The sequence below is a fragment of the Pantoea coffeiphila genome, from assembly GCF_016909495.1.
GTDB classification, from domain to species: domain Bacteria; phylum Pseudomonadota; class Gammaproteobacteria; order Enterobacterales; family Enterobacteriaceae; genus Erwinia; species Erwinia coffeiphila.
This window is the reverse complement of sequence record NZ_JAFBFW010000002.1, coordinates 781341-798256: the sequence shown is the minus strand read 5'-3', so window position 1 is coordinate 798256 and position 16916 is coordinate 781341. Positions and strand designations below refer to the sequence as shown.

Below are 16916 nucleotides of genomic sequence, written 5' to 3'. Positions count from 1 at the left end.
ATAACCTCGTCCTGTATGCAACCGATTACGCTAGCGGCTGAAGGTCAGCCACAGCCAGGGGGCAACGCCAAGCAGGTTATTAAGCATATGCAGGAAAATAGGTAACTTCAAACCGCCGGAGACCAGCCGCGCGGCACAGAGCAGAAGCGACAGGGCAACCAGCGCGATCAGCGTTTGCAGATGGGCATACTGCGTATGGATTGCGGCGAAGGCGAGGGAGGTCAGCACCGAGCAGGCAACCCGCTGGCGCGGAGCCCATAGTAAAAATCCCTGCATTAAATAACCGCGAAACAGAATCTCTTCGTATACCGGGGCCAGCAGAACCACGGCCAGTGCGAACAGTATAGAGCTGGTTGCATTACCGCTAAACTGCCCGCCCGTCCAGCTCTCACGCTGCATATAAAAGGCCTGGCTGACCAGCAGCAGAATCAGCAGCACGCTGAACACCATCACCTGACGCGGGAAGAGTTTTCCGACGTGAATATCGCCGTAATGACGTCTGTACCAGCGGAAGAGCGGGATCAGAACGGCAAATTCCAGCGTGCAGAGCACCGGCATCAGCAGGCCGCTGCTGACCAGCATGGCATGGTTAGGTAGATATCTTACCAGCAGGGTAATGGCGTACCAGATAATCAACATCCCGGCGCAGAGCAGGGTTTGGGACACTCTGTCGGGAGCGGTATTCATGGCAACAACCTGTCACGGAAGGTTTTTTTCGATGTTAACAACTGTTACGAGCACTGTCGAGTTTGGGGTGCGTCATAGCAAAGCGGGTTAAGTTTTCGCGGGGAAAAGCCTGTGACCGGGTAAGCTAAGATTGTGCTATCGGCTGCCCCGGTGAACTGCACCGGGGCCGGGAGGATGTTAGCGGACTCTCACCGCGACCAGCGTCATGATGACGGCAAAGGTGACAAAAATTGCCAGTTCCATAAGAATCTCCTCTTTGGGAAAACTCCTAAAATTATAGCTAAAAACTGGATGTTTTATGAACGATACGTGCTTGAAACGGCTAAACGTGCGGGGATATCAAAAACTCTTTTACCTGCGCATTATTGCGTTAATCTGTTAATCTTTAACTCAATTTGCCGATTATTCACGCGAAAAGAGGAGCAGGAACAGTGAAATACTATGGAAAAATAGCGTTCGTTGCGGCGTTGATGGCGCTGGCAGGCTGCCAGTCGTCTGGCCAGAAAACGGCGGCGAATGCGCCGGTTGACCCGGAAATGGATCGCTGTGGTGCATCGGAACTGCAGCAGTATGTTGGTAAGCCGCTTACCGCGCTGGAAACGCTGCGCTTCGAGAAGCCGGTGCGCGCGATCCCTTACAACTCTGCCGTGACCATGGACTTTAATCTGAATCGCATTAACTTCACAGGCGATCAGCAGGGTAACATTACTAAAGTCTACTGCGGTTGATCGATTCTGGCTGGCCGTACAGGCCAGTCAGTACTGCCATTTCCTCACCCACCACAGGCGCAACAGTACGCCGGTGTTGCTGGTCCAGCCGCTGCTGGTGCTGACCACTTCCCCCTTTGCGACAACAAGCAGTGTAGGTTTGCTGGTGACCTGCCAGTGAGCGGCAAGGCTGCCGTTACTGTCATTGACCACTGGCAGATTGAAATGATGCCCGTTCAGATAGCGTACAACGCTGATGTCATCTCCTGACATGCTGGCGACGGTGAGCACGTTGGTGCGTTTATCGTTGAGTTTGATCATCAAAGGGATGGTGTCGTGACAGGCTGCGCACCAGCGGTCCCAAAACAACACCAGCAGCGGCTTTTTTTCGCTAAGTTCCGCGAGCGTCAGGTCTCTGCCATCAATGGTATGCAACGACTGGCTGGCGAAATCGGCGGGCAGGTCCGGAGCCCGAATACCATCGACCAGTCGGATGATCAGAATAAGGGATAGAAGAGGTAATAGCAGGTAAAGACCGACCTTTTTAAAGCGGTTAATAAGAACGTTATACCAGTTATTCATCTGCCATCTCCAGCCTGCCTTCGGCGCATATCTTAATGACGCTATGCCGAATAACAATCGTTTGCCGTGTAAACATTCGTATAGGGAATATTCCCCACACGGGCAGGCGGGTTTGCGCTGTCATCATCCTGCAACGCGCTGATGGCAGTATCTTGCTGCACACAACGTGACTTCCTCGTCACTCCAGATATGCAATGCTCGTCTTTAACCCGCCGTGTGCGGGTTTTTTTTCGTGACAGACAGAGCAGCGGCTCAGTGTTTTGAGGCTGGCGTATCCTGTTTATTTGTTGCCGCTGAAAATCTGCGTCAGCAGGTTACGGTATCCCTGGAGTATGGCTTCATCGGCTTCTCCTTCCAGTCTGGCGATCACGCTGGCAATAATCGCGTCATTGCTGAGCGGTTTCCCGTTTTGCATTAACTCCATCATGATCGCTTCCAGCAGTTCGCTTTCTCTGGGAGCCTGGAAAGCCGGGCTGTTAAAATAGTCGGTAATTGCGCGGCCTGCGCCCTGAACGTGATAAGCCATGATAAACCTCCACAGACGCGTCCACTGAAGCGCGGAGCGGCTTCTGTGGAATCATAATGTTGTTGTGAATACGAGAGAGTAGGGCAAGAAACATCCGCTCCCGCTACCTGAAAAAGATGACCGGATATTCTGTAAACTGTAGATGTGCGGTGCCGGAATGCCAGTAACAGACAGAAATATTTCTAAGCACCCTGAAAAATATTCCGGGCGGAGGAACCCACCCGGAAGGGAACGTACGTTTATCCTGCGTGATAGGTCGTAATCACCTCAAGCGTACCGTTAATCATAAACTGTACGCCCATGCAGACCAGCAGGAAACCCATCAGGCGCGAGATGGCTTCAATACCGCCTTTCCCCACCAGACGCATAATTGCCCCGGAGCTGCGCAGGCAGGCCCAAAGAATCAGACTGACGGAAAAAAAGGTCAGTACGGGAGCCACAGTAATCACCCAGGGAGCAAAGGTGGTGCCGCTGTGAATCGTTGCTGCGGTGGAGATGATCATCGCAATGGTCCCCGGCCCGGCGGTACTGGGCATGGCCAGCGGAACGAAGGCGATATTGACGCTTTTACGCTCGTTCATCTCATCCATTTTATGCTCGGCTTCCATCGAATGCCCCGCCTGCTGCTGCGGGAAGAGCATGCGGAAACCGATAAAAGCAACGATCAGTCCACCAGCGATACGTAAACCGGGAATTGAAATACCAAAGGTATCCATGACAACGTTACCGGCGTAGTAGGCAACGGCCATAATAATAAACACATAGACAGACGCCTGAAGCGACTGCCGGTTACGCTCCTGATAGTTCATATCCCCGGCCAGCCCCAGGAACAGGGCCACGGTCGTCAGGGGGTTTGCCAGCGGTAGAAGCACTACCAGGCCAAGGCCTACGGCCTTAAACAGTTCAATCATCCTGTTATATCCTCATTGAACACAGACTTAGTCATTGATAGTGCATATTCTTCAACCAGAAAAAGAAGCCTACATTAACGCCGATCTATCCCGTTGACAAAAAATGACCTGAGACAAGAAAAGCAGAATGAAGATGGCGATGCAAAATGACTGACGTGATACAGGCAGTTAAATTGACATCTAAATCATGGTGTTGATTGTTTTTTTGTTTTTTTTAATTTTATTTCTCTTGAACCCGGGGCGGTGTTATGCGTAAATGCATGCGTTGGTTTTGATACAGACCCACGTATGCGAGCAATTTTAGTAAAGCAGTCTGCAGTTAAAGCGTTACACAGCTTATTCCTGACTTCCTTCTTGAGTGCCTCATAGTAATCCCCTGTTGAAAAACCTTGTGCCCCCGTGGCTTACTACATAATTGAAGGAAAGACTCATGTCTAACAAAATGACTGGTTTGGTAAAATGGTTCAACGCTGAGAAAGGTTTCGGCTTCATCTCCCCAACCGACGGCAGCAAAGACGTTTTCGTACACTTCTCTGCAATTCAGAACGGCGGCTTCAAGACGCTGGAAGAAGGCCAGAAAGTAGAGTTCACTATCGAAAACGGCCAGAAAGGCCCAGCAGCTGCTAACGTAACTGCACTGTAAGATAGTCACTCTTTTCATTAACTCGGCGTTTAACGCCTGAGATGATGAAAGTTAAAAAACCCGCTTCGGCGGGTTTTTTGCGTTTTCAGGCCTGAAGCACCACTCGTGTTAGTAGAAAATTCTGAAGTGATGTCCATCCCCTTATTTGCCCTCACTCCGTTGCTGACAGTTGTTACACTTGTCGCTCATGACGTTGTTATAAGGCCGCAAGTGCAGTCCGATGGAATCCTGGAAGGTTAATCTAATCTCAGTCTGGTTTGGCTGTCTGTTTACCGGGCTGGCGATCAGTCAGATAATCCCGTTTCTTCCCCTCTATGTTGAGCAGCTTGGCGTGACCGATCCCGCGTCGTTGACGCTGTGGTCCGGGCTGATTTTCAGTATCACCTTCCTGGTTTCAGCGATTGTGTCGCCGATGTGGGGAAGCCTTGCCGATCGAAAAGGGCGCAAGCTGATGCTGCTGCGTGCTTCGCTCGGTATGGGCGTGGTGATCCTGCTCCAGGCCTTTGTCACCAACGTCTGGCAGCTGCTGGCACTGCGTGCGTTGATGGGGCTGACTTCGGGCTATATACCCAACGCGATGGCGCTGGTGGCGGCACAGGTACCGCGCGAACGCAGCGGCTGGGCAATGAGCATGGTATCCACCGCGCAAATTTGTGGTGTGATTATGGGACCGTTGATGGGGGGACTGCTGGCGGACTGGATAGGACTGCGGGCGGTATTCATCATTACCTCAGGATTGCTGTTGATAAGCTTTCTGATCACGCTGTTCCTGATTAAAGAGAGCGGCGTCATTCGGGTCAAGAAAGAAGACAATCTCAGTGGCAGCATGGTGTTTCGTACCCTGCCGTGGCCAACGCTGACTATTAGCCTGTTTTTTACCACGCTGGTTATTCAGCTGTGCAACGGCTCGATCAGTCCGATTCTGACGCTGTTTGTGCGCGAACTTGAACCGAACGTGCAGAATATTGCTTTTCTTAGCGGTGTCGTGGCGGCGATTCCCGGTGTCTCCGCGCTGCTGTCCGCACCTTCGCTGGGGAAACTCGGCGACCGCATCGGCGCGCAGCGTATCCTTTTTGCATCGTTGATCTTTTCCATCCTGCTGTTTATCGGCATGTCCTGGGCCAGCAGCGCCCTTGAACTGGGTATCCTGCGTTTCCTGCTGGGCTTTGCCGATGGCGCGATGATGCCTGCCGTACAGACCCTGCTGCTGCGTTATTGCAGCGACCGGGTGACCGGCAGAATTTTTGGCTACAACCAGTCGTTTATGTATCTGGGCAACGTGGTTGGGCCGCTGATGGGCTCGGGTATTTCAGCCGCTGGCGGGTTCCGCTGGGTATTCGCCGCAACGGCCGTTGTGGTTCTGGTGAACACCGTGCAGCTGATCTGGGTTTACCGCCGCCCGCGTGGCAATCGCGCAGGCGGCGTAACATCAGGCCAGTGACAGCGTTAGTTGATAACGGTACTGCCGGGCAGACAGCAGGAAGTCCGGGTTAACGCTCGGGCTCCAGGAGTCGTCGCCGCCTATGCCCATATGATGACCGTCAAGGATCAGCCAGCATCCTGGTTCATCACGCAGCAGGTGGCGATGTGATGTATCGCGGAGCTGTTCTACGCTGTGGCGGCTCAGTGAGAAGTGGAAATCTCCCTCAGCCTTGAGTCCGGCGTATTCCAGTTCGCGGGTGCCGCCCCGCAGCCCGTTCTCCCCCGGGAAGACATAGGCGGTGCTGAGTTCTGCCAGCGGTAGCTGCCAGCGGCTGAACTCTGCGGCCAGCCGCCGATCGGGATAGTTTTCGTGCGGCCCCAGTCCCAGCCAGCTGGCGTGCTCCGCCACTTCGGCGAGCTGACAGCGCAGGCCGATACGTGCCGGTTCCGGCTGCCCGGCGGCAATATCCACCTCAACCTCAATGCGCAGTTTGCCTTCACCGTCGAACAGATAGCGTTTGCGGCTGATAAAGCGCGTTTCCCCCGCGGCCTGCCAGGCGTGGATACTGGCGATCTGCACACCGTGGCTCAGTTCATCCGCCTGCAGGTTAATCAGTAATGGCTCAAGCTGGTTGTAACCGGCCCGCCGCCAGCGTTCAACCCATGCACGGGGATCGACGCGGGTGACCTCACTGATGCCTATATCATTATCCAGAGGCGCACGCACAAACAGATCGGAGAGCGGGGAGAGCAGCTGCGGTTTATCGCCCCGAAGCCACTGCGTCAGCTCGCCGCTGCTGCGGCTGAACTGCCAGCGCTGCTCACCGTGCTGCACGTCGAACCGCTGAGCGGTTTCGGTAAGCCGGGGGCGCTCAAGATTTTGCCGGGATCGTGGCAGCGAGAGGGCAGCCGGCAGGCGCCAGCCGTCCCATGCCATGCGGTGCCCGGCGGGTGACCACGCCGTGGCAGCTGGCTGTATCACTTCGACCCGCAGCCACAGTTCTCCGGCCAGTACGGGCAGATCGCCCAGTACCAGACTGATGCTTTGTTCCGCGGCCAGGTCAAGAGCCTGTTCTCCTCCACCAATCCGCTGCCCCTCATGCTCAATAGACCAGCGCAGCGTTTCGTTATCGCTGCTGCGGAACAGATATTCACTGGTAATCCGCAGTGTCAGCGGGGCATAGCTCTCCACGGCAAACTGGAAGAACTGTTGGGCGCGCTGGGCCTCAAACAGGGAAGGATGCGGTGTGCGATCGGCAAAGACCAGGCCATTCATACAGAACTGGCGATCGTTAGGCGTGTCGCCGAAGTCGCCGCCGTAGGCCTGCCAGCTGCTGCCGTCCGCCTCATGGCGGGTCAAACTCTGATCGACCCAGTCCCAGACGAATCCACCCTGCAGGCGCGGGAACTGGCGGAACGCCGCCCAGTAGCGGTCAAATCCGCCCAGGCTGTTGCCCATCGCGTGGGCATATTCACACAGGATCAGCGGGCGCTGCTCTTCCGGCAGGCCGATCCACTTTTTCAGCGACCACTTTGGTACGGCTTCAAACGGCTGATCCTGATCCACTCGGGCATACATCGGGCAGATGATATCGGTGGCGGCGGTATTGGCACCGCCACCTTCATACTGCACCGGACGGCTCGGATCGTGGCTTTTAATCCAGCGATAAAGCGCATCGTGCGTGCTGCCGTGGCCGGACTCGTTACCGAGTGACCAGATGATAATGCAGGCGTGGTTGCGATCGCGTTGCACCATACGCGTGACGCGCTCGCTGAACGCATTGAACCACTGCGGATCGTTAGACAGGCGATTCATCGGCTGCATGCCGTGGGTTTCAATATTGGCTTCATCAACCACATACAGGCCGAAGCGATCGCACAGGCGATACCACAGGGCGTGATTAGGATAGTGCGAGCAGCGTACGGCATTGAAATTGTGCTGCTTCATCAGTGTGATGTCGCGGATCATCGTTTCTTCATCCATCACCTGCCCGCGATCCGGATGGTGTTCATGACGATTGGTGCCGCGGATCAGCAGCGGCTTGCCGTTGAGCTTCAGCAGCCCTCCCTCTACCGCGATGTGACGGAAACCGACGTCATAGGCTTCACTTTCAAGAGGGTTACCGCTGGCATTAAGCAGCGTAACCACGGCACGGTAAAGATGCGGCGTTTCCGCGCTCCACAGCTGCGGCCGCGGCACATTGATGCTGAGGAGCGTACGGTCGGTATAGCTGCCGCGTTCATCAATAACGGCACTACCCAATGCCTGGCGGTGTTCTGCAATCAGCGTATCCTGCTGCCACAGCGTAACTTCAACCTGGTGGTCGCGTGCATCCTGCTCCGAGCAGACCGCCAGCACCCGCAAGTCGGCGCTGTGAAACTCTGCGCTCAGACGGGTTTCTATCTGAACATCCTGCAGGCGAACTGAGGGCTTATGCAGCAGGCTGACGTCGCGGAAAATGCCGCTCATCCGCCACATATCCTGATCTTCCAGATAGCTGCCGTCGCACCAGCGCAGCACCATCACCGCAATCCGGTTTGCGCCACTTTGCAGCACGGCGCTGAGGTCGAATTCAGCGGGTAATCGACTGTCCTGTGAATAGCCGACAAACGTACCGTTGCACCACAGATAGAAGGCGGAGTTCACGCCGTCGAAGATAATCCGCGTTTGTCCGCTTCGCAGCCAGTCGGCAGAACAATTGAATGTGAGCGAGTAACAACCTGTAGGGTTTTCCGCAGGAACGCGCGGCGGATCGACCGGGATTGGGTACTGCACATTCGTATAAATTGGTGCATCGTAACCGGAAAGCTGCCAGTTTGACGGCACGGTGGCGCGATCGGCTGAACCGAGGTCGTCTGCGATCCAGCTATCCGGAACGGCTTCCGGCCGGTTAAAGTAGCTAAATTTCCACTCACCGCTCAGAGACTGGATCGATGGGCTGGGGAGGTCCTGTCGCGCGGATTCGCTGTTGCGCCAGCTGGCGAAAGGAGGATGACTGGGTAAGCGGTTGATCTGGGTGACGGCAGGGTTCTCCCAGTAACGGAGAGATACCAGCTGCTGTAGAGAAAGCGAATTGCGATCGGTCATGGTCAAAACCTCATCAATGTTATGCGCTCACATTGTCGCGAATCGATGTTGTTGTAAAGTGAAAATCCCAGGGAATGCGAGGTGGATCGCGGCAATTAAATCTGGTGAAAGCGAATAGCACGTGTGACCAGGGCAGGGTTGTGCGCAGAAATTAACAGGAAATCGTTAAGCGCGGTTACGGCGAGTAAAAAGCGCCGCTAACCGGATTATTCTGCATTGTGAGCGGTCCAGGCGGCGCTTACTATCGCCGGAGAAATGAGGAGGGCATCCTCATATTGTGACCCGTGAGGTTTTAACATGATTCGTATTCTTAAGGCGGCGAGTATCGTCGCGCTGGTGGCAGCGCTCAGTGGATGCCTGTTCCCTCCTCCGGGCGGCGGTGGTGGCGGTTGGGGAGGCGGTGGTGGTGGCTGGGGCGGCGGCGGCGGTCCTCACGGTGGATTTATGGGGCCTGGCCGTTAATCACCGATGACCCCGGAGGTCGTTTGGGCTTCCGGGGTCTGTCCTGTATCATCCTTTCTGTTGTTTTCATCCCGATAAATTTCAGCGAAACGTTTCGAAAAATTAAAAATGATTATTTGCTCTTTTTCAGTGCATAAGTAACGAAAATATAAAGCGAATACTGTTTTCTTTTATTTAAACCAGTGTTACCGTCTTGCTTTACCTTGCTGAGACAGTCGCATGAAAAATCTCATTGCAGAATTACTGATCAGGCTTGCAGAAAAAGAAACGGAATCCAAAGAACTGGTTGCCCAGGTGGAAGCATTAGAGATTGTCGTAACGGCGCTGTTACGTAAAACAGATGCAGAGCAGCTGCGGCAGATAAATGAGAGTATTAACTCGGCAATCCAGACGGCCTCAACCGGGGAACAACAGCATCCAGAAGATCTCACGCTGCTGCAAAGCTATATTCAACGTTTGCTGAATCACCCCCGCCAGTAATTATTTAACCAGCGACGACGGCGTTACTGCCTGTCGCTGTGATATTGAATGCAAATCTCAGTACTTTTCCTCGCCGAATAGAAAAGCCGTGCCAAACTTTACCCGTACTGAAAACAATAAGGGATGGGAAGAGTATGAAGATGAAAATGACGATCGCAATATTAATGCTATCGGCCGTCGCGGCGGGCTATGCGGGAGCCGCTGAGAAAACCGCACAGCAGCAAAAAATGACGGTATGCAATCAACAAGCGGGTGAGAAAGCGCTTAAGGGCGATGAGCGTAAGGCTTTTATGAGTAACTGTCTGAAAAAAGACGCAAAAGCTGAGGGGATGACGCCGCAGCAGATGAAAATGAAAACCTGTAATGCTGACGCCAGCCAAAAAGAACTGAAAGGCGATGCGCGTAAAGCCTTTATGAGTACCTGTCTGAAGAAAAGTTAACCGTCTACCAGACAAGTATACAGGGCCATTCTAAATCAGGCGGCCACTCAGGCCGCTTATCTAAACCGCTATTAAACCGATAATCATTCACTTTTTCATGTCATCAATTTTGGCACTGGCGGATTAATTATTCCTGTTGCCTCTTATTAGAATTCCAGGCTTCACATTCTTTCCTGCGTGATCCGGGAGCACCGTACTCCTGTGTTTAACGTGGGCGTAAGCTAAGGAATACTTACATGGTGGCTTTAATTATTATTGGTATCTTTGTGATTAGCGTTATCTATGCGCATTCGCGAGGCGCGGAAAAGCAGAAGTTCTCCAGGCAATTGTTCGACCACTCAACCTTTATGGCACCGGTAAATATGTTTATGACCGGTTTTTCTAAACTCCCCGCAAAGCAGCCCTACTTCGATCCTGCTGAATTCCCTGAGCTACAGCAGATAACCGACAACTGGCAGGCAATTCGTCAGGAGGCCCTGCAGCTTCAGGATCATATCAAAGCTTCGCAGACTCAGCAGGATGCAGGTTTTAACACCTTCTTTAAGCGTGGCTGGAAGCGTTTTTACCTCAAATGGTATGGCGATGCGCACCCCTCAGCGACGTCGCTTTGCCCGGTTACCAGTGAGCTGCTGAGTAAGATCCCTTCAGTTAAAGCGGCCATGTTCGCCGAACTGCCCGCAGGGAGTCATTTGGGTAAACACCGCGATCCCTATGCGGGGTCCGTGCGTTATCACCTTGGGCTGGTAACACCGAACGACGATCGTTGCTTTATTGAGGTCGACAAAGAGCGTCATAGCTGGCGTGACGGCGAGGCGGTACTGTTTGATGAAACCTACGTTCACTGGGCGCAGAATAAGACGGAGCAGACGCGCATTATCCTTTTTTGCGATATTGAACGCCCGATGAAATGGCGCTGGGCACAGGCGGTCAATCATTGGGTAGGAGCGACGCTGATGTCTGCCGCCAGTTCGCCTAATGATGACAACGATCGGGTTGGGGGGATTAACCGCATCTTTAAGTACGTCAACCGCCTGCGGGATGCCGGTCAGCGACTAAAAAAACGTAATCGCAAGCTTTACTACTGGGTCAAGCACGGGCTTATTGCGTTGATTTTTGCCATTATTATCGTGCCGGGGCTGATTCTTTAATTTTCCGTTGAGCGGCGATAAATTACGCGGCGAGTAGCGCACTGGTTACTCGCCTTTGTTCTTGTGAACAACAGAACGTGAATTACGCCCGGCTCATCCGATCCGATTTAGCCATGCACTGCTGCATTGCTTCGATAACGGCAGCACGGAAGCCTTTCTCTTCCAGCACTTTTACCGCTTCGATAGTGGTACCGCCAGGAGAGCAAACCATATCTTTCAGCTCGCCCGGATGTTTACCTGTTTCGAGTACCATCTGTGCGGAGCCTTTTACTGCCTGGGCAGCGAAACGATAGGCCTGCGCGCGCGGCATTCCGCCCAGCACTGCCGCATCTGCCATCGCTTCAATAAACATAAACACGTAGGCCGGTGCCGAGCCGCTTACGCCAACAACGGAATGGATCAGGTATTCCGGCACCAGTTCGGCTTTGCCAAAACCGTTGAAAATCTCAACGACTTCTTTCGCTTCCTCATGGGAAACCAGTACGTTTGGCGTCACCGATGTCATGCCTTCGTTAACCAGCGACGGCGTGTTCGGCATGACGCGAATAATTTTGCGGTCGTGGCCCAGCACGCTGGCCAGCGAGTCAAGCGTCACGCCCGCGGCGATAGATACCACAACGCTCTCTTTATTCAGGCTGTTGGCAACGTCTTTCAGTACGTTGAGGATGACGTTAGGTTTCACCGCACCAAACAGAATATCGGCCTCACGGGCGACGTCTTCCGCGCTTGCGGCCGGGGTAATGCCATACTGCTCCTGCATCATTTTATTGGTTGCCGGTTTGCGGTCGTAAACCCAGATATTCTCCGGCGTAACCTGCCCGGCGGCGACCAGTCCTGCAATGATAGCTTTCGACATATTGCCGCAGCCAATAAAACCGATTTTCTTGTCCACCATATTCTCCCTGCGAGTTCGGTAAAAAAAGTGTGTGCTTATCTCATCCCTCCACCTTAACGCAGCTTTGGGCAGGCTTAAACCGAAAGGTTTTGACAGGGCACAGTACATGCTTATTAAGTGGTCGTAGCAGATTAAGTTTGCCATTCTGCAAAAGAATGGGAAGATCGCCATTATTATCAATTTTCAACGAAAGGAAGTGGTGATGCCAATTTGGGTCGATGCCGATGCATGTCCGAAAGTGATCAAAGAAGTGCTGTACCGTGCGGCAGATCGTGAGCAGGTGATGGTCACGCTGGTAGCGAATCAGTCGCTCAGCGTACCGCCGTCGCGTTTCCTTCGTACGCTGCGAGTCGCACCTGGTTTTGACGTCGCTGATAATGAAATTGTCCAGCGCGCAGAAGCGGGCGATTTGGTGATTACCGCCGATATCCCACTGGCAGCGGAAGTGATGGAAAAAGGCGCCGTGGCACTCAATCCTCGCGGCGAACGTTACAGCGAGGCGACTATCCGCGAGCGCCTGACGATGCGTGATTTTATGGATACGATGCGGGCCAGCGGAGTGCAGACCGGTGGGCCGTCAACATTGAACCAGCGCGATCGTCAGGCCTTCGCCAACGAGCTGGACAAATGGCTACAGCAGCAAAAAAGAGCAAAATAAGTCAGGTGTAATTTATTTTTTACAGGTAAATAGTTATTTAACTCAATGAGTTAAATGGAAAGAAGGGCTGTCTGACTGTAAATAAAACGTTACTGGTAGCTCCGGCAGAAAATGTCCGGTATTATGCCCGGCATCGTTCATTCTTCCGCTTTGTTAGGAAAGTCCTGCTATGTCATTACCCATCTATCTCATCGGCGCTCGCGGCTGCGGGAAAACTACCGTTGGCCAGGCTTTGGCTGCGGCACTGGGTTATGACTTCTGCGATACCGACTATTATCTGCAGCAGGTTAGCGGTAAGACCGTGGCGGAAATCGTTGCGGAAGAGGGCTGGCCGGGCTTTCGCAGCCGTGAGTCTACCTCGTTGATTGCCGTTACCGCGCCCGGCAAGGTGATCGCCACCGGTGGAGGCATGATTCTGGCTGCCGAGAATCGTCAGTTTATGCACGATAACGGGCACGTGATTTATCTCAACGCGCCGGCCGAAATTCTGGCCTCGCGGCTGGAAGCCTATCCTGAAAATGCGCAGCGCCCAACGCTGACCGGTCGTCCCATCGCTGAAGAAATGGCCGAGGTGCTTGCGGCCCGTGACCAGCTCTACCGGCAGGCTGCGCATCATATTGTTGATGCGATGCAGTCCCCGGAAGCCGTTGTGCAGCAGATCGTTAGCGCACTCTCGTTGGCCTGCGCCAGCTGATTTTCCTTGCCGCTCAGCGGTACGGATAATTCTGCTTCTCCTTCCTCCCGGCGTTAAGCCGCTGATAATGTCTATAATTACATCAGGTCCGGATACGGATCTGACTTCGTAGAGATATCAGCGGCTCAGATCGCTAACCACAGGAGGGAACGTGATATGCCAGGCAAACCACCCTATCCACGCCATGCCTCGGTTGTGCCGGTGAACAAGGGCGCACCCGACAACACCGTCATCTGGTACGAACTGCGTGCCGATCATCCTAAGCCAGATTCCCTGATCAGCGAGCACGAAACCGAACAGGAAGCGCTGGATGCCAAAGCGCGATACGAAGATCGTTCTAAAGAGTAAGCGCCGGGCAGGGATGCCGTATTACGATTTCTTCATCTTCCATTTTCAATCGGAGAGTATTTTCTACTTACCCGCCTCGGCGGTAGCATAACACTCTGCCGTTAAAGCCTGTTTCACTGCAATATTTTCTCTCACTTGTGATTCTCAACAGGAATATTTCCTCTCCACGTGGTTAAGCCACTTCCCGTGTTTTTGCCATGCTCAAGCTGGAATTTATAATTCTTGACCGGCGATCCTGCCGACCGTAGGGTGAATTAACAAAACAGGAACATGAGTTCCTGAAAATGGAACTCACCGAATGACAACGTTAGAAAACGCGACGGCGGTACTCAAATTATTTAACCAGCAGGGCCTGGTACAGGGGCAGCAGGGGCTGTCGTTTACTGACGTAGTGGCGGCGTTGAACCTGCCGAAAAGTACCGTCTCACGGCTGCTGGCGACCATGGAAAGCCAGGGGCTACTGGAACGAAACCCCGATACACGCTGTTTCCACCTCGGACAGATGCTGCTGTCTCTGGCCAGCCACTATCTCTCCACGCCGCTGGTCGATGGGGCATCATCGATGATGGCAAGGCTGGCCGCTGAATCCAGCTGCACCGGCTATATATCAGTGCTGGAAGGGCGCGATGTGCTGGTGATGCGTATGTTCCAGGGGCGAATGTACGTTCAGGCCGTCACGCCGCCGGGGAGCCGCTTTCCTGCGGCGGAAACCTCTGTTGGACGTGCGATTTTATCCCGTTACAGCGATGACTATGTGCGCAATCTTTATGCCGGAGCCTGGCGGGTCAGTTCGCCGAACTCACCGCAAACGATTCAGCAGCTGCTGGCAGAGTTAGATCGCATACGTGAGTGCGGTTGGGCGCTGGCTCGTAACGAAGCCCTGCCGGGCATTAGTGCTATTGCCACCACGCTTAGCAATAAACACCGGGGAGAGACCGTGGCATTGAGCCTCTCTTTCCCTACGCAAAGCCAGGATCAGCTGTTTTCACCTATCGCGCTGGATGCGCTGCAAATGGTTACCCGCCAGCTAGCTGGCAAGTACGGTGACCGTGCCGTTTTTACATCGCGGAGCAGTAATCTATGAATAATACCCTGGTCACGCTGACTCCCGGGCAGTCAACGAATAGTGACATTGTTCCCCTGCTGCTGGAGCATCTGCCAGCCGATCGTATTGTCCACAGTGGCCTGTTAGACGGCCTGACGCCGGTGCAGATTGAACAGCAGTACGGCGCCGTGGCGGCCGAAAACGTGATGTCGATTCATTTGAATGACGGCAGCAAACTACTGCTTTCTGCGGCCTGCATTGAGCGCGGTCTTCAGCAGCGTATTGATCAGTTAGAGCGCTCGGGCTACGAAATCATTCTGCTGCTTAGCAGTGAAAAATTCAGTGGGCTGACGACCCGACATGCCACGTTGCTGGAACCAGACCGCATTGTTCCACCGCTGGTTGAGGCTATCGTTGAAGGCCATCAGGTGGGGATTATGCTGCCGCAGGATGGCCTGAAGGATCGGCTGGCGGGAAAATGGAAAAATCTCTCTTATCCGCCCTGTTTTGCCGTTGCCAGCCCGGAGCACCCGGACGAGGAACTGTTAATCGATGCGGCGCTGTCGTTGCAGGAGCAGGGGGCGGATGTGGTGGTGCTCGACAGTATTGGCTACCAGCAGCGGCATCGTGATTTTTTACAGAAACTGTTAGGGATACCCGTGTTGTTGCCAAACGTACTGGTGGCCAGGCTGGCGGCAGAACTGCTGCTGTAAAGCTTACTCAGACCGGTGAAAAAGCGTGACAGCCCGGTAAAAATGCCTCTATATTGCCTGCTTACCTTTGTATCTGATTTTAAGGAATTTATATGCTCAACGTTAGTGAGTATTTTGACGGTAAAGTGAAGTCTATTGGTTTTGACAGCGCCAGCACTGGCCGCGCCAGCGTTGGCGTGATGGCGGAAGGTGAATACACCTTTGGTACCGCACAGGCGGAAGAAATGACCGTAGTGAGCGGTTCGCTGAAAGTGCTGCTGCCGGGTGAAGTGGAGTGGAAATACTATCAGCCGGGTGATGTGTTCAATGTACCGGGCCACAGTGAGTTCCATCTTCAGGTTGCCGAGCCTTCTGCTTATCTGTGCCGCTATCTGAAAGATTAATCTGCGAAATCCAGCAAAAGGCGCGCCCCCGGCGCGCCTTTTGCTATCCGTTAGCGCTGGGCTTCGCCGCCTAATGCTTCAACGGTATTGCTAATCAGTGCGGCCAGTTCACCGGTCATCAGAATAAAATCGGCATCGAAGCGGCCGGAAACATCTTCCCGATCGATATCATCATTCTGCTCACGCAGCGTATCGGCAAATTTCAGACGCTTGAGTGAGCCGTCATCCGACAGCACAAACTGAATGCGCTCCTGCCAGTCCAGCGCCAGTTTAGTCACCAGTTTGCCAGCTTCAATATGGTTAGCGATCTCATCGCAAACCAGATCCTGTTTTTTACAGCGGATTACGCCGCCGTCTTCCAGAATCGCTTTCAGTTCGGCTTCATCCATCAGCGCAAATCCGGCGGGCAGATCGCCTGAGCGCACCCATTCGGTCATCGTCAGCTCAATCGGGCTTTCCAGCGTCAGCGGCACCACCGGCAGTGAACCGAGGCTTTTACGCAGCAGGGCGAGCGTGTCTTCGGCTTTTTTCGCACTGGCACAGTCAACCATAATCAGGTTGTTCACCGTGTCGATCCACAGCCAGGTCTGGCTGAAGCGGCTGAAGGCGCGCGGCAACAGGCTGTGCAGGACTTCATCCTTCAGCGAGTCTTTTTCGGTTTTTTTCAGCTTGCGCGACTGTTCGTGTTCCAGCTTGCTGATTTTGGCTTCCAGCGCCTGCTTAATCACCGGAGAAGGCAGAATTTTCTCTTCTTTGCGGGCGCAGATCAGAATCTGACCGTTGGTGACGTGGGTTAGCGCGTCGCTGCGCGGGCCGATAGGGGAAACCCAGCCGGTTTTCGCCATATCCTGACTGCCGCAGGGGGTGAAAGAGAAGGCATCGAGCTGTTTTTCCATCTCGTCTGCCGCCAGTGGGATCTCGCGATTAAGACGATAAACCATCAAATTTTTAAACCACAGCATGGTGCATTCCCTCTCAGGGCGCGTAAATGGCGCGCAAGTTCAAAGTCAGCGCGCATGATAACGAATCAGCGGCGGTGTTTCATTGCCTTTCAGCCTTTCGCCTTCTAAGGTAATGATCTGAA

Annotated in this window: 20 protein-coding genes; 13 read left to right on the top strand and 7 right to left on the bottom strand. The window is 53.8% G+C overall.

The window, feature by feature from the left end; genetic code table 11:
* Positions 1-30 precede the first annotated feature (30 nt).
* The gene (locus JOE09_RS09410) at positions 31-687 is read right to left on the bottom strand and encodes a CPBP family intramembrane glutamic endopeptidase (RefSeq protein WP_200547580.1); all 657 of its coding nucleotides are present in this window, start codon (positions 685-687) and stop codon (positions 31-33) included.
* Between the two features lie 431 nt (positions 688-1118).
* On the opposite strand from JOE09_RS09410, the gene JOE09_RS09405 reads away from it, so the two are divergent.
* The gene (locus JOE09_RS09405; RefSeq protein ID WP_205065564.1) at positions 1119-1415 is read left to right on the top strand and encodes an I78 family peptidase inhibitor; all 297 of its coding nucleotides are present in this window, start codon (positions 1119-1121) and stop codon (positions 1413-1415) included.
* 27 nt (positions 1416-1442) lie between these two features.
* Here JOE09_RS09405 and JOE09_RS09400 read toward each other — a convergent pair whose 3' ends face one another.
* From JOE09_RS09400 to JOE09_RS09390, 3 genes are all read right to left on the bottom strand, one after another.
* A complete protein-coding gene (locus JOE09_RS09400) occupies positions 1443-1976 on the bottom strand; it encodes a redoxin domain-containing protein (protein WP_239552999.1) in 534 nt (177 codons plus the stop codon).
* Between the two features lie 280 nt (positions 1977-2256).
* The gene (locus JOE09_RS09395) at positions 2257-2502 is read right to left on the bottom strand and encodes a biofilm development regulator YmgB/AriR family protein (RefSeq protein ID WP_205065563.1); all 246 of its coding nucleotides are present in this window, start codon (positions 2500-2502) and stop codon (positions 2257-2259) included.
* 239 nt (positions 2503-2741) lie between these two features.
* Positions 2742-3413 (bottom strand): MarC family NAAT transporter, encoded by a 672-nt coding sequence (locus JOE09_RS09390; RefSeq protein ID WP_205065562.1) that lies wholly within the window; start codon positions 3411-3413, stop codon positions 2742-2744.
* Between the two features lie 430 nt (positions 3414-3843).
* Between JOE09_RS09390 and cspE the strand changes: the two genes are divergently transcribed.
* Together cspE and JOE09_RS09380 are read left to right on the top strand one after the other, a co-directional pair.
* Positions 3844-4056, top strand: a complete 213-nt coding sequence (gene cspE, locus JOE09_RS09385; RefSeq protein ID WP_012442280.1) for a transcription antiterminator/RNA stability regulator CspE — start codon at positions 3844-3846, stop codon at positions 4054-4056.
* Positions 4057-4276: 220 nt separating this feature from the next.
* Positions 4277-5497: a multidrug efflux MFS transporter gene (locus tag JOE09_RS09380; protein WP_205065561.1), complete on the top strand. Its 1221-nt coding sequence runs from the start codon at positions 4277-4279 to the stop codon at positions 5495-5497.
* Here the strand turns inward: JOE09_RS09380 and JOE09_RS09375 are convergent.
* A complete protein-coding gene (locus JOE09_RS09375; protein ID WP_275584421.1) occupies positions 5486-8566 on the bottom strand; it encodes a beta-galactosidase in 3081 nt (1026 codons plus the stop codon). The two genes, JOE09_RS09380 and JOE09_RS09375, sit on opposite strands and share 12 nt — an antisense overlap.
* Positions 8567-8863: 297 nt before the next feature.
* On the opposite strand from JOE09_RS09375, the gene JOE09_RS09370 reads away from it, so the two are divergent.
* From JOE09_RS09370 to lpxO, 4 genes are all read left to right on the top strand, one after another.
* A complete protein-coding gene (locus JOE09_RS09370; protein WP_172606523.1) occupies positions 8864-9028 on the top strand; it encodes a hypothetical protein in 165 nt (54 codons plus the stop codon).
* 219 nt (positions 9029-9247) lie between these two features.
* Positions 9248-9508 carry an anti-adapter protein IraP gene (gene iraP, locus JOE09_RS09365; protein WP_105590744.1) on the top strand — a complete coding sequence of 87 codons (261 nt, stop codon included), beginning with the start codon at positions 9248-9250 and terminating at the stop codon, positions 9506-9508.
* Positions 9509-9642: 134 nt separating this feature from the next.
* Complete coding sequence (locus JOE09_RS09360) at positions 9643-9948, top strand: PsiF family protein (protein WP_105590745.1); 306 nt, start codon at positions 9643-9645, stop codon at positions 9946-9948.
* A 236-nt stretch (positions 9949-10184) separates the two neighbouring features.
* Positions 10185-11096, top strand: a complete 912-nt coding sequence (lpxO, locus tag JOE09_RS09355) for a lipid A hydroxylase LpxO (RefSeq protein ID WP_205065559.1) — start codon at positions 10185-10187, stop codon at positions 11094-11096.
* Positions 11097-11178: 82 nt separating this feature from the next.
* Here lpxO and proC read toward each other — a convergent pair whose 3' ends face one another.
* A complete protein-coding gene (proC, locus tag JOE09_RS09350; RefSeq protein WP_105590747.1) occupies positions 11179-11991 on the bottom strand; it encodes a pyrroline-5-carboxylate reductase in 813 nt (270 codons plus the stop codon).
* Positions 11992-12193: 202 nt separating this feature from the next.
* Between proC and JOE09_RS09345 the strand changes: the two genes are divergently transcribed.
* The 6 genes from JOE09_RS09345 (at position 12194) to ppnP (ending at position 15832) form a co-directional block, all read left to right on the top strand.
* On the top strand, positions 12194-12649 hold the full coding sequence (locus JOE09_RS09345; protein WP_105590748.1) for a YaiI/YqxD family protein: 456 nt from the start codon (positions 12194-12196) through the stop codon (positions 12647-12649).
* Positions 12650-12818: 169 nt separating this feature from the next.
* A complete protein-coding gene (aroL, locus tag JOE09_RS09340) occupies positions 12819-13343 on the top strand; it encodes a shikimate kinase AroL (protein ID WP_205065558.1) in 525 nt (174 codons plus the stop codon).
* Positions 13344-13499: 156 nt separating this feature from the next.
* Positions 13500-13691, top strand: coding sequence for a YaiA family protein (locus tag JOE09_RS09335; protein WP_105590750.1), 192 nt, complete (start codon positions 13500-13502; stop codon positions 13689-13691).
* A 298-nt stretch (positions 13692-13989) separates the two neighbouring features.
* Positions 13990-14775 carry an IclR family transcriptional regulator gene (locus JOE09_RS09330; RefSeq protein ID WP_205065557.1) on the top strand — a complete coding sequence of 262 codons (786 nt, stop codon included), beginning with the start codon at positions 13990-13992 and terminating at the stop codon, positions 14773-14775.
* Positions 14772-15449, top strand: a complete 678-nt coding sequence (locus JOE09_RS09325; protein ID WP_205065556.1) for an AroM family protein — start codon at positions 14772-14774, stop codon at positions 15447-15449. Before JOE09_RS09330 ends, JOE09_RS09325 begins: the two co-directional genes overlap by 4 nt.
* 92 nt (positions 15450-15541) lie before the next feature.
* The gene (gene ppnP, locus JOE09_RS09320) at positions 15542-15832 is read left to right on the top strand and encodes a pyrimidine/purine nucleoside phosphorylase (RefSeq protein ID WP_205065555.1); all 291 of its coding nucleotides are present in this window, start codon (positions 15542-15544) and stop codon (positions 15830-15832) included.
* A gap of 50 nt (positions 15833-15882) precedes the next feature.
* On the opposite strand, the gene rdgC is transcribed toward ppnP, so the two are convergent.
* On the bottom strand, positions 15883-16794 hold the full coding sequence (gene rdgC, locus JOE09_RS09315) for a recombination-associated protein RdgC (RefSeq protein ID WP_105590754.1): 912 nt from the start codon (positions 16792-16794) through the stop codon (positions 15883-15885).
* Between the last annotated feature and the right edge of the window lie 122 nt (positions 16795-16916).